17 protein-coding genes are annotated in these 15,944 nt (G+C 69.8%); all 17 read left to right on the top strand.

Translation table 11 applies throughout. The features are described from left to right. Positions 1-23 precede the first annotated feature (23 nt). The 17 genes from ACZ5SK_RS45890 (at position 24) to ACZ5SK_RS45810 (ending at position 15,828) form a co-directional block, all read left to right on the top strand. Positions 24-1,973 (top strand): hypothetical protein, encoded by a 1,950-nt coding sequence (locus ACZ5SK_RS45890; RefSeq protein ID WP_361703561.1) that lies wholly within the window; start codon positions 24-26, stop codon positions 1,971-1,973. Positions 1,974-2,037: 64 nt separating this feature from the next. Continuing rightward, the gene (locus ACZ5SK_RS45885) at positions 2,038-2,244 is read left to right on the top strand and encodes a hypothetical protein (protein WP_334580207.1); all 207 of its coding nucleotides are present in this window, start codon (positions 2,038-2,040) and stop codon (positions 2,242-2,244) included. Continuing rightward, complete coding sequence (locus ACZ5SK_RS45880) at positions 2,244-2,891, top strand: hypothetical protein (protein WP_334580208.1); 648 nt, start codon at positions 2,244-2,246, stop codon at positions 2,889-2,891. The genes ACZ5SK_RS45885 and ACZ5SK_RS45880 overlap by 1 nt, the downstream gene beginning before the upstream one ends. Further along, the gene (locus ACZ5SK_RS45875) at positions 2,891-3,580 is read left to right on the top strand and encodes a hypothetical protein (RefSeq protein ID WP_334580209.1); all 690 of its coding nucleotides are present in this window, start codon (positions 2,891-2,893) and stop codon (positions 3,578-3,580) included. The genes ACZ5SK_RS45880 and ACZ5SK_RS45875 overlap by 1 nt, the downstream gene beginning before the upstream one ends. A 199-nt stretch (positions 3,581-3,779) precedes the next feature. Then, positions 3,780-4,718 (top strand): hypothetical protein, encoded by a 939-nt coding sequence (locus ACZ5SK_RS45870; protein ID WP_334580210.1) that lies wholly within the window; start codon positions 3,780-3,782, stop codon positions 4,716-4,718. Next, a complete protein-coding gene (locus tag ACZ5SK_RS45865; RefSeq protein WP_334580211.1) occupies positions 4,718-5,185 on the top strand; it encodes a hypothetical protein in 468 nt (155 codons plus the stop codon). Before ACZ5SK_RS45870 ends, ACZ5SK_RS45865 begins: the two co-directional genes overlap by 1 nt. A 15-nt stretch (positions 5,186-5,200) precedes the next feature. After that, entirely contained in the window at positions 5,201-5,674 is a 474-nt protein-coding gene (locus ACZ5SK_RS45860) for a hypothetical protein (protein ID WP_361703557.1), read from the top strand. Positions 5,675-5,689: 15 nt separating this feature from the next. After that, positions 5,690-7,057: a glycosyltransferase family 4 protein gene (locus ACZ5SK_RS45855; RefSeq protein ID WP_334580213.1), complete on the top strand. Its 1,368-nt coding sequence runs from the start codon at positions 5,690-5,692 to the stop codon at positions 7,055-7,057. Positions 7,058-7,214: 157 nt separating this feature from the next. After that, positions 7,215-7,913 carry a hypothetical protein gene (locus ACZ5SK_RS45850; RefSeq protein WP_334580214.1) on the top strand — a complete coding sequence of 233 codons (699 nt, stop codon included), beginning with the start codon at positions 7,215-7,217 and terminating at the stop codon, positions 7,911-7,913. Then, entirely contained in the window at positions 7,913-8,620 is a 708-nt protein-coding gene (locus tag ACZ5SK_RS45845) for a hypothetical protein (RefSeq protein WP_334580215.1), read from the top strand. The genes ACZ5SK_RS45850 and ACZ5SK_RS45845 overlap by 1 nt, the downstream gene beginning before the upstream one ends. Then, positions 8,620-9,429, top strand: coding sequence for a hypothetical protein (locus ACZ5SK_RS45840; RefSeq protein WP_334580216.1), 810 nt, complete (start codon positions 8,620-8,622; stop codon positions 9,427-9,429). Before ACZ5SK_RS45845 ends, ACZ5SK_RS45840 begins: the two co-directional genes overlap by 1 nt. A gap of 11 nt (positions 9,430-9,440) precedes the next feature. Further along, positions 9,441-10,034 carry a hypothetical protein gene (locus tag ACZ5SK_RS45835; protein WP_334580217.1) on the top strand — a complete coding sequence of 198 codons (594 nt, stop codon included), beginning with the start codon at positions 9,441-9,443 and terminating at the stop codon, positions 10,032-10,034. Further along, a complete protein-coding gene (locus ACZ5SK_RS45830; RefSeq protein WP_334580218.1) occupies positions 10,024-10,404 on the top strand; it encodes a hypothetical protein in 381 nt (126 codons plus the stop codon). Before ACZ5SK_RS45835 ends, ACZ5SK_RS45830 begins: the two co-directional genes overlap by 11 nt. A gap of 133 nt (positions 10,405-10,537) precedes the next feature. Further along, positions 10,538-11,077 (top strand): hypothetical protein, encoded by a 540-nt coding sequence (locus ACZ5SK_RS45825; RefSeq protein WP_334580220.1) that lies wholly within the window; start codon positions 10,538-10,540, stop codon positions 11,075-11,077. A 29-nt stretch (positions 11,078-11,106) separates the two neighbouring features. Continuing rightward, positions 11,107-11,301, top strand: coding sequence for a hypothetical protein (locus ACZ5SK_RS45820; RefSeq protein WP_334580221.1), 195 nt, complete (start codon positions 11,107-11,109; stop codon positions 11,299-11,301). Between the two features lie 92 nt (positions 11,302-11,393). Beyond that, the gene (locus tag ACZ5SK_RS45815) at positions 11,394-14,429 is read left to right on the top strand and encodes a hypothetical protein (RefSeq protein ID WP_334580222.1); all 3,036 of its coding nucleotides are present in this window, start codon (positions 11,394-11,396) and stop codon (positions 14,427-14,429) included. A 67-nt stretch (positions 14,430-14,496) separates the two neighbouring features. Beyond that, entirely contained in the window at positions 14,497-15,828 is a 1,332-nt protein-coding gene (locus tag ACZ5SK_RS45810; protein WP_361703548.1) for a hypothetical protein, read from the top strand. The last annotated feature ends 116 nt before the right edge of the window (positions 15,829-15,944 follow it).

The following is a 15,944-nucleotide window of genomic DNA, read 5'->3' as shown; positions in this document are numbered from 1 at the left end:
GCGGCTGCGGCACCCCCATCATCATGAGCAGCACTCCCGCCGCCGCGCGGGTAGACGTGGAAACGGTGCTGCTGTGTGACGTCCTCGCAGACGGCACCGTGGCCGGCCTCGCCCTTGTCGAGCCGGTTTACGACACCAACACCGGCGCCCGGGTCGGGACGCGGATCGTTGACCCGACGACCGGCGCCACCTACACGCCGACCGGCACGCTCGGTGTCTGCGGCCCCCAGAGCGACCAGTGCGCCCGGCAGATCAGCACCCGTACCCGCTGCGATGACACGAACGGCGACGGCACCGGCGACGTCACCTATGTCGAGGTGTGGGCGCTCGACCCCTGCGACGGCGGCGCCCCGCAGCTCCTCGGCACCTACCGTGACGGGGACTTCGCGCAGCCGTACACGCCGACCGCCCCGGCGGACTGCCCGGACGCCACCGCGGACACCCCGGTCGTCCTGGGAACCGTCTGCTACGACGCCGGCGCCGCAGGCTCGCGCACCGCGGCCGTCCTGAAGTGTGCGGCCTGCGGCGACCCGGCTGTCACCTACCTCGACGCGGAGACCGGCGCGACGCTCACCGCGCCCACGATCGTCCCGTGCCCCGCCGCGGCGGACCGCTCGACGCAACTCCTGTGCGATGTCCGCGCGGACGGCAGCAGCGTCCCGTTTCTGCGGACGTTCACCAGCGACGGCACGACGACCACCACCGGGGACACCCGCCTCGACGGCGTCACCGCCTACACCCCGACCGGCACCGTCGGCGTGTGCCTGCCCGTCAACGACTGTGCCTCCCCGACCACTCCGACGGCCACGGTCGGGCTGTGCCTCGCGGACGGGACGCCGATCGCCGTCACCGTCGTCCGTGACTGCGCGGGCACCGTCACCTCCGAGGGCTGGATCAACCTCACGACGGGCGCGTTCTCCGCCGGAGCCCCACCGGCTGGGACCGTGGCGTGCGGTGACTCCCGCTCCATCCAGGTGTCCGGAACCTTCTGCGACCTCGACACGGCCGGCAACGTCCTCGGCCTGGTCCTCATCGAGTACAGCTACGCGGCGGACGGCACGATCGCCTCCGTCCGCCTGGTCGACGCCACCACCGGCCAGACGTACACCCCGCAGGGCACGATCAGCGTGTGCCCGGACGGCGTCGACCAGCCCGAGCAAGACCTCGTCGAGCTGTGCGACACCGCGGCGGACGGCACCGTGACCACGTTCATCCGCGACTACCGGCGCGATGAGAACGGCACGATCACCGGGCACTCGGACTACACCCTCGCTGGGGCGGCGTACACGACGGTCGGTACCGTCGGCGTCTGCCAGCCGGGGACGTGCGCGGACAGTGAGCTGGTCGTCCTGTGTGACGTCGCGGCCGACGGCACGTCCACACCGTTCCTGCGGACCGTGTCGTACGACTGCAACGGCCAGGCCACCGGCAGGGTCGACACCACCCTCAGCGGCCAGCCGTACGCCGTCGCCGGGACCGTCGGCGTGTGCGTACCCGACGGCTGCGCGAAGCAGGTCATCGAGCGGTGTGGGTGTGACGACACGGACGGCGACGGCCTCGGTGACGTCACGTACACCGAGCTGTGGGCCGTCGACCCGTGCCACGGGGAGGCTCCGGCCCTCCTGGGCACGTACCTCGACGGCGACCTGACGAAGCCGTACGCGCCGACTGCGCCTGTCGAGTGCACCGCCGCTGACGTCCTGCCGGGGCCGCTGAGCACGGGCGTCCGCAACGTCACCAGCACCGCGGCCCAGGACATCGCCGCCGCGTTCCCGGCTCTCCAGAGCGTCACCGTGACCGTCCTGAGCGGCAGCGTCAACGTGACCATGTCGGACGGCACGAGTGTGTCCATCCCGGCCGGGGTCTCCATGACGTGGTCCGTCGCCCAGGACAGTGACACGGCACTCGCGGCGGCCTCCTTCGCCGGGGCCACCGCAGGCACGAACTACCTCCTCAACTGGACCTGGAAGTGAGGCGCTAGTGCCGACCACACCGCACGACCTCCCGGATAGTCCGCCGCACGCAGAGGAGTTGACCATGGCCACTCCACCCACCGACGAGGCCCCGGTCCCGAACCCGCGCTACTTCACCCGCCAGGGCGAAGGCGTCCAGGTCGTCTACAACCTGCGGGACGCCTCCCCGTATGCCGAGCTGGGCTACGAGGAGGTCGACGAGGCCGCCTACCTGGCGAGCCTGCCCGACCCCACCGCCAGCCCGCTCCCGGCCGCCCCGGACGGTGACTGATGGCCGGTAACTGCTGCGGTAGCGTCCGCGTCCTGCCACGCCTGGACCCGGCCGCGTGCAACGCCCTCGAACAGACGGCGTCCGGGCTGCTGGTGCCGCGCACCACACTCCAGGGCATCGCTCCAGGCGGCGCGGTCAGCACCGAGCGCTCAGTCGACGTGGACGTGACCGCGCCGCCGGCGGACGCGTGCCCGGAGACGTGGATGATCGGGGCGCGGCTCACGCCGGTCAGCGGGCAGACGTCGGGATCTGTCGGCCTCGGTGCCGCCCCCTTCGACACCTGGACCACCGTCACCGGGGCACAGCTGACGCTGCCGGAGGCAGGTCTCTATGAAGTGGTCGCCGATGTGCAAGGCGGCGTGATCATGACGGGGAGTGTCTCCAACGCGTGGCTCCAAGCCCGGCTCTTCGACGTCACCGCCAACGCTGCGGTACCGCTCACTACGCGGACCATCACGCTCTTCGCCGCTACGCCCGCCGTCGGCGTCATACACACCCTCCACGGCAACGCCTCGGCAGCGGCGCTCTACCAGGTGGCGGGGCCGACAACGATTCGAGTCGAGGGCCTGAAGCACGTCGACAGTGGAACCACCAGCGGACAAGCCGTCTGGGCACTGAACTTCCGCTTCAAGAAGGTGAGCGACTGATGGCGGGAGCCTGCGGTCGTACGTACCGCATCGACCCCAAGCTGGATTCGGCTCCGTGCAACGCCCTGACGGAGACTGCGAGCGGCCTCCTCGTGCCGCGTACAGAGGTGACGGGCATCGCCCCCGGCGGCGCGGTGTCGACGGAGCGCTCGGTAGACGTGGACGTGACGCCCCCGGCCGCCGGGGCGTGCCCGGAGAACTGGACGGTCGGGGCGCGGCTCACGCCGGTGTTCGGTTCCCGTATCGCCGGTATGGCGGACCTGCGTACGTCGGCTCAGGGCGTGCAGGTCACCTTGCCGAACAGTCAGGTGCTGCTCCCCGAGGCGGGCGTATACCGGCTCACCGCCCACCTGTTCGGCCTCGCGACCTGGAACTTCAACGGCAGGCACGTCGCCTCCATCTCGGCTCTGTGGGCCAACACCGCAACGAATGCGTTCGTCCCCGGTAGCCCGCGCTGGGTTCTCCTCCACGACGAGCCCGGGACGGTGAACACGGCTACCGGCCTCAAGAGCATTGGGGGGAACGCGGTGTGCGAGGGGTTCGTCACCGTCACCGCTCCGACGACGTTCGAGATCCGGGCGCTGCGGGCCACTGGCGACGGGGGGACGCTGGCCAACGCGAACATCCAGCACTACCTGACCGGCGGCATCCCGCAGCAGGGGATCTTGTGGCAAAAGGTCTCCGACTGATGGCCGGCGCATACGGCTGGTCGGGCCCCCTTACCCCGTGCCGCGCCCCCGGCCGGGGCGGGCGCTGTCACCGTCCGCAGCAGCCCCGACGGGCGCACGCAGATCAAAGCCCCTTTGGGCGCACCGATGGGAGACACCCCGACATGACAGCAGCAGCGGCCCGGCGCGATGTCGGGTACGGAATTCAGGAGGTGTAGGCGTGTCGGGAACTGGAGCGGCGCTGTCCCTGGACTGCCCGACCACCCTCGCCAACGAGTGCTGGAAAACGCCGGGTTACCGATACGTCTCCTACGACAACTCGGCGACCACGCCGTGCGGCGTCTCCGCCATCAACGGCGCGGCGGCCGGTATCTGTGACCGGCCGAACGTCCGCGTCACCTCGTGGATCATCAACGGCCGAAACATCATCGCGGACCCGTTCACCGACGGCTGGGACTCCTGTGCCGTCCCCTTCCTGTCCGATCTCGCGGCGACCCTCAACTCCCGGGATCCGTTCGCCGGCGGCTGGACCGTCGCGGCAAGCGACACGTGCGCCTACTTCCTGCGCTCCCGTGCGCTGCCGCCCACGGGTACGAAGTACGGCGTCCTGACGGCTGTGGACATCGACACAGGGGAGACCATCACCTTCACCCCGGTCGACACAGTGGTCCCCGATGTGTTCTACCGGCGGATCACGGAAGTGGACTGCGCCGGGCAGTCCACGACGCGGTGGGTCAACGACGCCGGGGCCACCGTCGCGGCTCCCGACCCGGCCCAGATCGTGGAGTGCACCGTCCAGGTCACCCCAGGCGCCCAGGTCACCCCGACTCAACGGGTACGACCCCGGGTTGCCCGGTACACCGGCACCGCCAGCGTGCCGAACCTGGAGGACTTCGGCAGCGACGTCCAGTCCATCACCCTCACTGTCCTCGCCGGCGCGGTCCGCGTGCGCGCGGTGGGCTCCGGGGCGACAAGCACCAGCGGCCCGACCACGTTCACCGACGACGTCACCGTGCCGGCCGGGGTCACCCTCACCTGGGCCGTGGACGGCGACTCCTATGACCTCGCCCTGGACGGCAGCCTCCTTTTCGTTGGCACGACCGCGGGCGCCGATTACCTCGTCCACTGGACCGAGCAGATCTACACGGACACGGACTGATGGGCACCTCAAGCAGTATCCGAATCGATGCGGAGGGCTCCGCCGTCCTTGCCGCGAACGTCGACCTCAACACGGTCGCGTCGGGGACGTTCGTCGCTACCGCCCTGGCGCTGTCTCTGCCGAGCGCCGGCACCTACCACCTCGACGCCACCGTTCGAACATTCCTGGGCACCATGACGACCGGCGAGGGCGCGTTCATCGTTGCCCGCCTGTTCGACGTGACCGCCGGGGCCGTCGTCCCCAACAGTGAGGTGCTCGCGCTTCAGATCAACGTCGGGGCTGGCACTTCGCCAACGCTCCTCGCATGGAACGAGACAGCCCCGATTCAGGTTCGATACACGGTCCCGGGCGCCCGCACGATCCGGCTGGAAGCCGCCCGGATAACTCAGACCGGCATCACCGACGGCGCATCGGTGGTCTCTGATGGCAACGGGCGTACGACGCTGCGGTACCAGCGGGTTGCCTGATAAGGAGAGTGAGCAGTGACTGGAACCGCTGCCAGCGTCCACCTGCCGCCCGTCGCCGGGCAGTACGTCTTCGCGGGCACAGTGACCCTCCCGAGTTCGAGCGCGTGGACGCCGCTCACCCCCACGTCAAGCGCGGCGTCCGACCACACGATCACAGAGAGCGGCCTGTACCTCGTCACGGCTGACACCCGGGCCGCGATCTCCTGCCCGCCAGGCAGCAACGTGTGGGTCGTCGGCGCAGTTGCCCGAAACGGCACGCCCATTGCAGGCAGCGAGCATCTGGCCAATCAGGTCATCGCTGACCCCCTGTCCGCCCAGGGAAGCAACCAGACGGGCGGCGTCAACTTCCTGGTGTTCCTCACCGCCGGGGACGTCTTGTCGATGGTTTCTGCCGCGCGTGGCAACACCACAGTCGCCGGGGTATCGGCGCAGGTCACCACCAACGGCGACGGCTACACGCGCGCCTCCTGGGTCCGAGTGCGGTTCTGAAACGAGGTCTTCTGAATGCGGGTTCTTGTCCTCCTGCCGACGCCCGAGCCCCCCGCATACCTGCGCGCTATGGCGGCGGCCGGGCATGAGGTACACGTCGTCACCACCCTGCGCGGCCGTGAGGGGCCGCGCGAGGTGGACGGCGTGCGGGTGTGGCCGCTCGGCTACTGGTGGCGGGCCAAGCAGACGTCCCGGCCCGATGTCCTCGTGACGGTCGCCGGCGACAGGCAGGCTGAGCGCCTCGTGCCCAACCTGCGGCGCGTTCCGTGGCTCGTGCTGCCCCACGCCGATGCCGACTTCGGCGAGTTCGAGGAGGCGTGCATCCGGCGGCTGCCTGTCCACCGGCGGGCGGAGGCCCGCGTCACGGTGCCGGGTGACCCGCTCACGGGGGAGCGGACCAAGGTGGTGGCGTGGATCCACTACGGGGTGCCGTACCGGCGCGCGGGCTCGGAGACGATGCTCCAGACGATGATGCGCGCCCTCCGCAATGCGGGCATGGGCGTGCTCGTCGTGTGCTCGTCGATGCCGGAGGCATCGCCGTCGTGGGAGGTGGACGGCGTCCCCTACATGCACCTTGGGCCGCACGCGGCCGAGCTGCTGTTCCGGTCGATGCGGCCGCAGGTGATGGTGACCCACCACAACTACGCGGCGCGAGCCACCGGCCTGGCGCGGGAGATCGGGGCGCGGTCGGTGCTCCTCATGCACTCCGACCACGACTTCTCGGCCCGCTCGATGCAGGCCAGGCCCGACATGATCGTCTACAACACGGAGTGGGTGCGAGCGTCGCTCGCAGCCCGCTACCTGGAGGTCGACTGGACGCCGTCCCTCGTCGTGCGCCCGCCCGTCGTTCCCGAGGAGCACCGTGCGGAAGCGGCAGGGGACCAGGTGACGCTCGTCAACCTCAACTCCGATAAGGGTGTCTACACGTGGCGGGCTGTCGCTCATGCGCTGCCGAAGCTGCCGTTCCTCGGCGTGCGCGGCGCACACGGCCAGCAGGTCACGGCACCGGCCCTGCCGAACATGCACGTGATGCCGCAGACCTCGGACATGCGCCGCGAGGTGTGGGCGCGAACGCGGGTGCTGCTCGTGCCCAGCGTGTACGAGTCGTACGGCATGGCGGCTGTCGAGGCTCTCGCGAGCGGCATCCCGGTCATCGCGCACCCCACCGCCGGGCTGCGTGAGGCCCTGGGGGACGGCGCGACGTTCGTGGACCGGGACGACCACCGGGCGTGGACGGAAGCCGTCATGGCCCTGTACGCCGACGGCGGCCGCCGTGCCGAGGCGAGGCGAGCGGCCCTGTCCCGGAGTGCGTTCCTCGCCGACCAGATGAACGCGGAGCTCAAGCAGTGGGTGGAAGCCGTGCAGACCCTGGCAGGTGACTGATGGGCGCGGCCAGCGCCCCGGCACCCCGGCGGCCGGGGTCACCGTGCATGCGCCTCTCCGCCTGGCGATGCGTCCTTTGCTTGTAGCCCGATCGCTAGACTGATGGTCGTCGCTGGTTGTGGGCCGGACTTCTGCGAGATGTCAGGAGTCCTTGGGCATGTCCTGTCCCCTCATCGCGAACGCGGACGTGATGCGCATAACGCGCGTCGACCAGTGCGGCAACCCTGTCTGCGGCGACGACAACGGGTTCGTTTTCGAGTGCTTCAGCAGCCTCGCCATGAACGTCAACTCGGACGATGGCGACGACATCACCTACAAGGCCGCGAACGGCAAGGTCTGCGGGACCAAGCGCGGCTGCCCGACGTTCAACGGGCTGGACCTGGAGCTCAACGTATTCTCCGTGTCCCCGGAGATGATCGAGATCCTCACCGGCAACCCGGTGTACCTCGGCTACGACGGCACCCCGATCGGCTTCGACACCTGCTCCATCGAGTGCAACACCGGCTTCGCACTGGAGCTGTGGGCGGAAGTCCTCGGCGAGGAATGCGCCGACGGCGCCCAAGGCCAGTGGCTGTACTGGCTGATGCCGTGGGTCACCAACGGCATCATCGGCGACCTGGAGATCGGATCCGAGGCGGTCACGCTCCAGATCACCGGCTCCACCCGCGCCGGCGGATCGTGGGGTGTCGGCCCGTACGACGTGCAGCCGATCGACGCGGCCGCCACGCCGGGGCCGATGCTCGCGCCGCTCAGCTCGTCGTGCCACCGCCGCACGTTCCTCACGACGATCGCCCCGCCGGAGCCGGCCTGTGACTACACGCCGGTGACCTGCGACTCCATGTCTCTCGCCTCGTAATGGAGTTGCCCGACCTGGTGGTTCCGGTGCGGGAGGGGTCCCACAACGAGCAGCTGCGGTATGCGCTGCGCTCGTGGGCGGCCAACCTCCCGCACCGGCGGGTGTGGGTGGTCGGCTACCGGCCGTGGTGGGCGGTCGGCGTCGGCCACATCCCCACCGACCAACGCACCACTCCGGCATACGTCAACACCACGACCGCGATGCGCGCCGCGTGCGAACACCCGGAGGTATCCGACCCGTTCCTGTGGGCCAACGACGACTTCTTCGTCATGGCCCCGCAGCCGACACCGTTCCCCGTGTTCCACCGCGGCCCTGTGAGGGAGGTGTTCGCCCAGTACGCGACCCGCTCCAGCGCCTACGTGGCGGCGATGCGGGAAACGCACGCCTTCCTCGTCGGCCTCGGACATGAGAACCCGACGTCGTTCGAGCTGCACGTGCCACTGCCCGTCCACAAGGACGGCATGCTGCACGCCCTGAAGATCGGTGAGGGCCACGACGTCCACAAGCGCACCGTGTACGGGGCCGTCAACGGAGTCACCGGCATCCAGATGCGGGACGTCAAGATCGCCCGGCGTGGCCCCCAGTTCGACGCCGCCTCGCCGTTCCTTTCGACGATGCCCGACTCCTTCCACAACGGCGCGGTCGGCCGGCACATCCGCGGCGCGTTCCCGGAGCCGTGCCCGTACGAGGGGCGGAGGAGACGCTGATGCCACTGCGGATAGGCCCGTGTGAGCCGTGGCCGTTCGAACCCGGCTGCTGCAAGCTGCCGGACGGCGTCGACCAGGAGGTCATCGACCGGAAGCGTGCGGCGGCGACGTTCATCCTGTGGGCGCTGTCCGGCCGCCGACTGGGCCCGTCGTGCCCGTACACGGTGCGGCCGTGCCGGAAGTCCTGCCTCGACTCCGGCGGGCTGACCGTGCGCTGGCAGACGGCCGGCCCGTGGATCCCCTATCTGGGCCGGGACGGGGCCTGGCGCAACGCCAGCGTGTGCGGCTGCCAGTCCGACTGCTCGTGCGGCGAGCTGTGCGAGGTGCGGCTCGAAGGGCCGGTGCACGACGTCCTGGCCGTCGAGGTCGACGGCGAGACCCTCCCGCCGGACGCCTACCGCGTCGACGCCGCCGGGCTCCTGGTCCGCACAGACGGCGGCTGCTGGCCTGACTGCCAGGACATGGCCGCACCATGCGGCACCCCCGACACCTTCTGCGTCACGTACCGGATCGGCCTGCCCCTCGACGAGGCGGCGATCGACGCGTACAGCGCGCTCGTCTGCCACCTCGTCAAGGACTGCGCCGACGGCTGCGGCTGCAAGGTGTCGACGAACCGCAACCTGAGCCGGCTGTCCCGGCAGGGCGTCGACCTCGAGTTCGCGGACCCGACGCTCATCTACTCGGAGATGCGGACCGGCCTCCCGGCCGTCGACCTGTGGCTGAACGCCGTCAACCCCTACCGGCAGGCGTCACCGAGCCGGGTCTACAGCCCCGACCTCAAACGCCCACGCATGCAGACCTGGCCGTAGAAGGGACCGCTGTGCCGCTCCTGCCGCTCGCCATCCACGAGGCCGCCTCGGACCTCCTGGCCTGCGTGTGCGCCACCCTCGACGAACTCGCTCAGCAGGTCGAGGACTACCCGGGCTGCCCGACCTGTCGGCGCTGCCTCGTCCCCGGCCTGCCCGCCTGGGACGAATGCGAGAACCCGTGCACCGGCGACGTCGGCGGCCAGCTCACGGTGAACCTGAGCCGCATGTACGCGTCGACGAACTTCCCCGCCGAGGACCAGACGGCGCAGAACGTGCGCGGCTGCACGCCGCCGCTGTCCACGGCCGTCGAGCTCGTCGTCACGGTGCTGCGGTGCGCGCCCGGCCCGACCGAAGACGGCTGCCCGCCGTCCTGCGAGGACCTCGAAGCGGCGGCCCGCATCACCCACATCGATGCCGTCGGCGTCTTCAACGCGCTCACCTGCTGCCTCGCCGCCACCGGACGACCAGGACGGCGGCGCGGCCGGCCGTACATCGTCGGCCGCCAGCAGACCCTCGGCCCGCAAGGCGGATGCGTCGGCGTCGAGCAGCGCGTCACGATCGCGCTGCCCGGCTGCAAGTGCCCGGAGGTCGACTGTGAGTGTTGAGGTGCGGATCGAACCCGGCCGGATCGCCCGACTCCTGCGCGCCCGGGGCAGCATCGCTCACCGGCGGATCAGTCAGCGCACCGAGCGCGTCGCCCGGATCGCCGAGCAGGAGGCGCCCGGCAGCATGGGCCGGTATGTGAGCTGGAAGGTCGTGGAGGGGCCCCGCGGCCTGGAAGGCGTCATCGTGTGCGACCACCCCAAGGTCAGGCTGGTCTTGGACGGTACGAGGCCTCACCTGATTCGCCCGAGGCGCAAGAACGGCGTACTCCGGTTCGAAGTCGACGGCCAGGTGGTCTTCACCCGCCTCGTACGACACCCCGGCACACGGCCCAACAACTTCATGGCGCGGGCGCTGCGCCTGGGCCGCTGACCCCGGGTCGGGTGAACCTCCGCCGTTTCACCCGTTCCATGGGGAGCGGGGCCGTTCCGCGTGCGCGGGCTACTCTTCGAACGGCGCCGACTGGTTGAGGGCCGGGCGAGGAGCGGGAGACAAGGGCAGATCCGTGGCCACTCGCAAGTTCGCGCTGAACACCGAACCGCACGTCGCCGAGATCGGCGATACCGCACTCAGTTTCCAGGCTGAGATCTACGGAGACGCGTTCCTCGACAGCTACACCGAGCTGCTGGAGGCGCAGAAGGCGAAGGGCGTCGACCTCGACAACCTCGCCGAAGCCGACCCGGCAGACGTCCGCAGGACGACGCGGGCTCTGAGGGTCTTCCTTGCCCGGCAGATGCTCGAAGAGTCGGCGGCCCTCTTCCTGCGGCTGAACGTCGTCAAGGACGGCGAGACGCTGGAGTCCTTCCAGGACTTCGACCAGGCCGAGGAGTTCGCGGCCCAGCATGAAGGTGCACGCGTGGTCGACGAGCTGCGCCTTCCCACCCGCGTCGTCGTCGAACTCCTGGAGTGGGTCGTCGAGCTGTTCGGGGGTGGCGACCGCCCTACTATGCCGTCTTCCGGCTCTGCGACTCGATCGCAGCAGGCTGGGAGGCGTGGGACGGGAGTCTCGCCCTCCAAGGCGTCGACCCCCACACGTGGCCGCTGAGACGCCTCCTGAACGCCGCCGAGGTGGCCATGGACGCGGCGGCGGAGGACGACGCCACGCGTGCCCGGGACAGGGCCCAGCTGTACGCCCCGCCGAAGGGGATGCGCAAGCAGCCGGCCGGAGGGGCGCGTCCCCGTACCGCGGCACGCATGGACGCGAGTCAGGCGCGGGCGTTGATGTCGCAGGCGGCGGCCGACGACGCACGAGCCCAGGGCCGCAGGTAGACGGATAATCTAGAGATCACGGCAGGCCCGTAGGTGCTGCCGTAGCCGCTGGTTCTGGGCCGGGCAACCACACGCGAAAGCGGGGTTGCCCGATGGCCGGCGAGGACGAGGACTATGGGTCCGCGCGGATCACGATCACCCTGGACGACCGGGGGATCGTCGCGGACGCCCGCGACCTCGGCATACGCATCCAGCGGGCCCTGGATCGCGCGACGCGCAACGCCGGCGACCAGATCCGCCGCAACATCCGGCGCGGCCTGGACGCGGCCGCGGTCACTGTCCGGGTAGACGCGGACCTGCGGAGGTTCGACGCGCAGCTCCTCGCCGGTCTGCGCGGTATCAACTCGCTGAACATCCCGGTCGCCCCGGATCTGGATCAGTTCATGGCGCGGCTGCGCGCCGCGCTCACCAACGAAGAAGTCTCCATCCGGGTCGTTCCCGACCTCGACGAGCTCGACGCCCGCATCCGGGCGCACAACACGCCGACCGTCCATGTCCGGGCCGAGGTGGATGTCGACCGGGACCGCTTCGGCCGCGCGCTGGCCGGGCTCGCCGGTATCGCGGGGCGTACCGGCGGCATCCTGTCGTCGACGCTGCGCTTCGGTGCGATCGGTGTGGCCGCGGCCGGTGCCGCGAAGGGTGTGGTCGCGCTGAGTGCCGCACTCGCACCGGCCGCCGGTGCCGTTGCGGCAATACCGGCCGTGGCTGCGGGCGCGCAGATCGCCATGGGTGCGCTGAAGCTCGCCACGGCCGGTGTGAGCGACGCGTTCGCGGCCCTGGCGAAAGGCGACGCGAAGGCGCTTGAGAAGGCGCTGAAAAACCTGTCGCCTGCCGCGCAGGCGGCGGTCAAGTCGATCGGCGACCTGGCGCCCCGGCTGAGGGCTGTCCAGCAGGGCATACAGCAGAATTTTTTCAGGCAGTTCGGCGACCAGATCAAGGGCGCGGTCACCAACCTCGCACCCTTGGGCAACGGCCTGTCCCGGATCGCCGGGTCTTTCGGCCGGGCGACGAGCGAAGCGCTGAAGTTCGTCGCGTCGAAGGACGCGATCAACGGGCTCAACGCCATCGTGGGCGGGACCAAGCGGGCCGTCGACGGGTTGGCCCCCGCCGTGCAGCCGGTGCTCAAGGGTTTCACCGACGTCGCCGCGGCCGTGTCCAAGGCGTTCGGGGCCCGCCTCAGCACAGCTATCGGCCAGACCGGCGCGCAACTCGGGACTTTCCTGTCAACGCTGGCCGCGTCCGGCCGCGCCACCTCACTGGTCGAAGGCGCGCTCACCGTCTTCAAGCAGCTCGGGACGATCGCATCGAACGTGGGCGCGGTCATCGGCGGGGTGTTCAAGGCGGCCAACGCGGCGGGCGGCGGCCTGCTCAACAACCTGGGCCAGATCACTGGCGGGTTCAAGGCGTTCGTCCAGTCGGCGCAGGGTCAGGAAGCGATCGGGAACGTCTTCAGGACGATCTCTGTGATCGCGGCGAACCTCGCACCGATCCTCGGGGCGCTGGTACAGCAGCTCGGGGCGATCGCACCGGCCCTGTCGCCGCTGTTCCAGACGATCGGCCCGACCATCCTGAACTTGGTCAACGCGATCGGTCCAGCGCTGCAAGGAATCGTCCCAGGGGTGCAGGCAGTGGTGGGCGGTCTCGCGGAGGCCATCGGCGCGATCGGCGACAGCGGCGCTCTCGGGGCCGTTGGCAGCGCATTCGGGCAGATCCTGACCGCCATCACGCCATTGCTGCCGGTGGTGGGGCAGCTCGTCGGCGCGCTTGGCAGCGCGCTCGCGCCGATCCTGTCGACCCTGGCGACAGCTTTGCAGCCCGTCATCGAAGCGTTTGCAGGTGCATTGACTCCGATCCTGCCGCCGCTCGTCGCCGCCGTAAACACACTGTCGTCAGCCTTGACTCCGCTGGCGGTCACCTTGGGTACTACCTTGGGCGCAGCGCTGACAGCGGTGTCGCCGCTGTTGTCTGTCCTGGCCAATCTGGTCGCTCAGACAGCCGTAGCCTTTGCACCGCTCATCGCGCAAATAGGTGAGGCGCTGGTCCCGATTCTGGCCACTTTGACGCCTGCTCTGACCGCCATAACGGCAGCTTTGATTCCGCTTGTGCAGGCGATCATCGCAGCGCTGCTTCCCGCACTTCCGCCGCTCGTCGACGCGTTCACCGCGATCCTGACCGCGCTGACGCCGATCATCCCGGCCGTGGCGTCGCTGGTGGTCGCGCTGGCACCGCTGCTGACCACGCTGGTGCAGGTGCTCGCGCCGATCATCCAGTTCGCAGCAGAGATCATCAAGTGGACGGCGATCCAGATCGTGGTGCCGATCATTCAGCAGCTGATCTCTGTGATCACGGGGATCATCACGGCCGTCAACGCGGTCCTGGTCCGGGTGACAGCATTCGTGCAGGATGTGACGAGCGGCTTCATACAGCTCAAGAACGCCGTCGTATCGACCGTCACCCTGCTGGTCAATACGGTCACCTCGTTCTTCGCGAGCCTCCCGGGCCGCATCTCCTCCGCCGTCTCCTCCCTGACCGGACTGCTGTCGTCAGCGTTCCGGTCCGCCGGATCCAGCGCGCTCGGCGCAGCCCGCTCCTTCGGCTCATCAGTCGTCGGCTTCTTCACCAGCCTGCCGGGACGCATCGTGTCTGCACTTGGGGGTCTCAGCTCCCGGCTCGCCGGCGCGTTCAACTCGGCGGCCGGCGCGGCCCGCGGCGCAGTGTCCAGCCTGATCTCCGGAATCGCCGGCCTGTTCTCCAGCCTGCCGGGCCGGATCGTCGGCTCCCTCGGGAACATCGGCAGCCGGATCGTCTCCTCGATCAAGAGCGGGCTGCCAAGCAGCGTCCGCAGTCTGCTCCCCTTCGCCAACGGCGGCATCGTCACTGGTCCCGTCCATGCCCTTATCGGCGAGGCAGGACCGGAGGTCGTCATCCCGCTGACGCGGCCGAGGCGCGCGCGGCAGCTCGTCGAGCAGTCTGGGCTGATGGGCGTCATCGGCGACGGCACGACGAGCGACAGCAGCGGCGGCGGCGTGACGATCGCACCCGTCTTCCACGTCACCGAGGTCGGCGACGGGGAGATGACCGCGAAGCGCATCATGCATCGCATGGCCATGGCGTACAGCATGGGCTGATCGCGACCGTAAGCTGAACGGCGCCGCTGGTTGTGGGCCGGGCGCACTCCGTCATGGGGGTTCGCGCGTGCTCTCCGACTTCCTCTCGGTAGGCGGAATCGAGATCGTCAACACTGCCCGCCTGCGGGCATACCTCGAAACCGTGGGGTCGCCGCTGGACTCCGGGTCGGCGATCTGCGCCTGCGACAGCCTCACGAACGAGACGTTCGATGACGCCCGTTACACCACGCCCGACGATCCGGACTCGCCGGCGCCGTGGTACGACCCGGACGTTCCTGAGTCGGCGCAGTTCGCCGGGTTCCTGCCGCTGTCGTTCGAAGGCATCGATGACTATCCCGTCCGCCGCACCGTGACGAACGCGGTGATCGGCGGCGGCGCGCTCGGCCCGGCGCGCGTCCTGCCTCGCACCATCACCGTCACCGGCATCCTCCTCGGCGCGACGTGCTGCGCCGTCGAATACGGACTGCACTGGCTTGCCGAGGCGTTGCAGGGCTGCACGGGGTCGGCGTGCGGCGGTGACTGCGTGGAGATGTTCAACTGCTGCCCCGGCGAGGACCAGGAGCCCGCGGAGTTCCTCGCCCGGCACCGGCGCACCTACCGGCGCGTCGCGCTGGTGCAGGGGCCGACCGTGACCGCCCGCAACGGCGACGGCTCGTGCGCGGCCGGGCAATGCGCCTCCGGCGCCGACATCATCACCGTGGAGTTCGTGCTGACCGCGGCGACCCCGTGGGCGTGGACCGACGAGACGCCGCTGCTCAGCGTCAGCCCGCCAGCCGACGACGGCACGGACTGCGTCGAGTGGTGCCTTCACTCGGCAGGAGCGCCGGTTTCGCAGTGCGGCGGCGAGTGCCGCCTCGCAGAGTGCGTCGACCCGCAGGCGGCATGCGCTGATCCGGCGTGCTCGCCGCCAATGCCCCCGCAGCCGGCCTCGCCCGACAGCTGCTTCTGCCAGGCCATGGCGACGAACCGGGAGTGTTACGACCTTGACCTGACCGACCGCCCGGCGTGGTCGTCCGACGTGCCGATGATCACCGTGTTCGCGGGAAGTGAGGATCTGCGGCGGCTCACGATCTCGTTCTTCGAGCGCACAGACGAGGATGCGGGTCTGACGTGCGAGGAGATCGCCGACGCGAACCGATGCGAGCCGCTCGCCGCCTTCGAGGTCGCGTTCGTTCCGGCCGGCGGCACGCTCGTCCTCGACGGACAGACCGGCCGCGCCACCGTCGAGTGCGGCGGCGGGTGCGAGACGAGCACGAGCGTGTGGGGACGCGATGGTGCTCCGCCGACGTGGCCCGAACTCGACTGCTCCACCGTGTGTGTCTGCCTGGAGACGGATCAGATCGTGCCGCCGGCGGACGATGCGACGGTGACGATCGCTGTGACCGGCCGCGGCTACTGAACCGGGCGTGGCTCTGCGCCCCCTAAGGGTTGTCCCGTAACTGCCGGTCACAGATGAGATGATCTTGCTGTGGCTGGTGTGATCACGGCGTCGGAGCCGTCCTGGATAGTCCCGTT

The sequence above is a fragment of the Streptomyces sp. NPDC031474 genome (assembly GCF_055581185.1).
This window is presented reverse-complemented; position numbering and strand designations above follow the sequence as displayed.

Bases quoted from the DNA above. Each gene is read 5' to 3' on its own strand.
- ACZ5SK_RS45850 (WP_334580214.1), top strand. From the start codon at position 7,215: ATGTCCTGTCCCCTCATCGCGAACGCGGACGTGATGCGCATAACGCGC.
- ACZ5SK_RS45815 (WP_334580222.1), top strand. From the start codon at position 11,394: ATGGCCGGCGAGGACGAGGACTATGGGTCCGCGCGGATCACGATCACC.
- ACZ5SK_RS45855 (WP_334580213.1), top strand. From the start codon at position 5,690: ATGCGGGTTCTTGTCCTCCTGCCGACGCCCGAGCCCCCCGCATACCTG.
- ACZ5SK_RS45840 (WP_334580216.1), top strand. From the start codon at position 8,620: ATGCCACTGCGGATAGGCCCGTGTGAGCCGTGGCCGTTCGAACCCGGC.
- ACZ5SK_RS45890 (WP_361703561.1), top strand. From the start codon at position 24: ATGAGCAGCACTCCCGCCGCCGCGCGGGTAGACGTGGAAACGGTGCTG.
- ACZ5SK_RS45845 (WP_334580215.1), top strand. From the start codon at position 7,913: ATGGAGTTGCCCGACCTGGTGGTTCCGGTGCGGGAGGGGTCCCACAAC.
- ACZ5SK_RS45875 (WP_334580209.1), top strand. From the start codon at position 2,891: ATGGCGGGAGCCTGCGGTCGTACGTACCGCATCGACCCCAAGCTGGAT.
- ACZ5SK_RS45865 (WP_334580211.1), top strand. From the start codon at position 4,718: ATGGGCACCTCAAGCAGTATCCGAATCGATGCGGAGGGCTCCGCCGTC.
- ACZ5SK_RS45820 (WP_334580221.1), top strand. From the start codon at position 11,107: ATGGACGCGGCGGCGGAGGACGACGCCACGCGTGCCCGGGACAGGGCC.
- ACZ5SK_RS45885 (WP_334580207.1), top strand. From the start codon at position 2,038: ATGGCCACTCCACCCACCGACGAGGCCCCGGTCCCGAACCCGCGCTAC.
- ACZ5SK_RS45880 (WP_334580208.1), top strand. From the start codon at position 2,244: ATGGCCGGTAACTGCTGCGGTAGCGTCCGCGTCCTGCCACGCCTGGAC.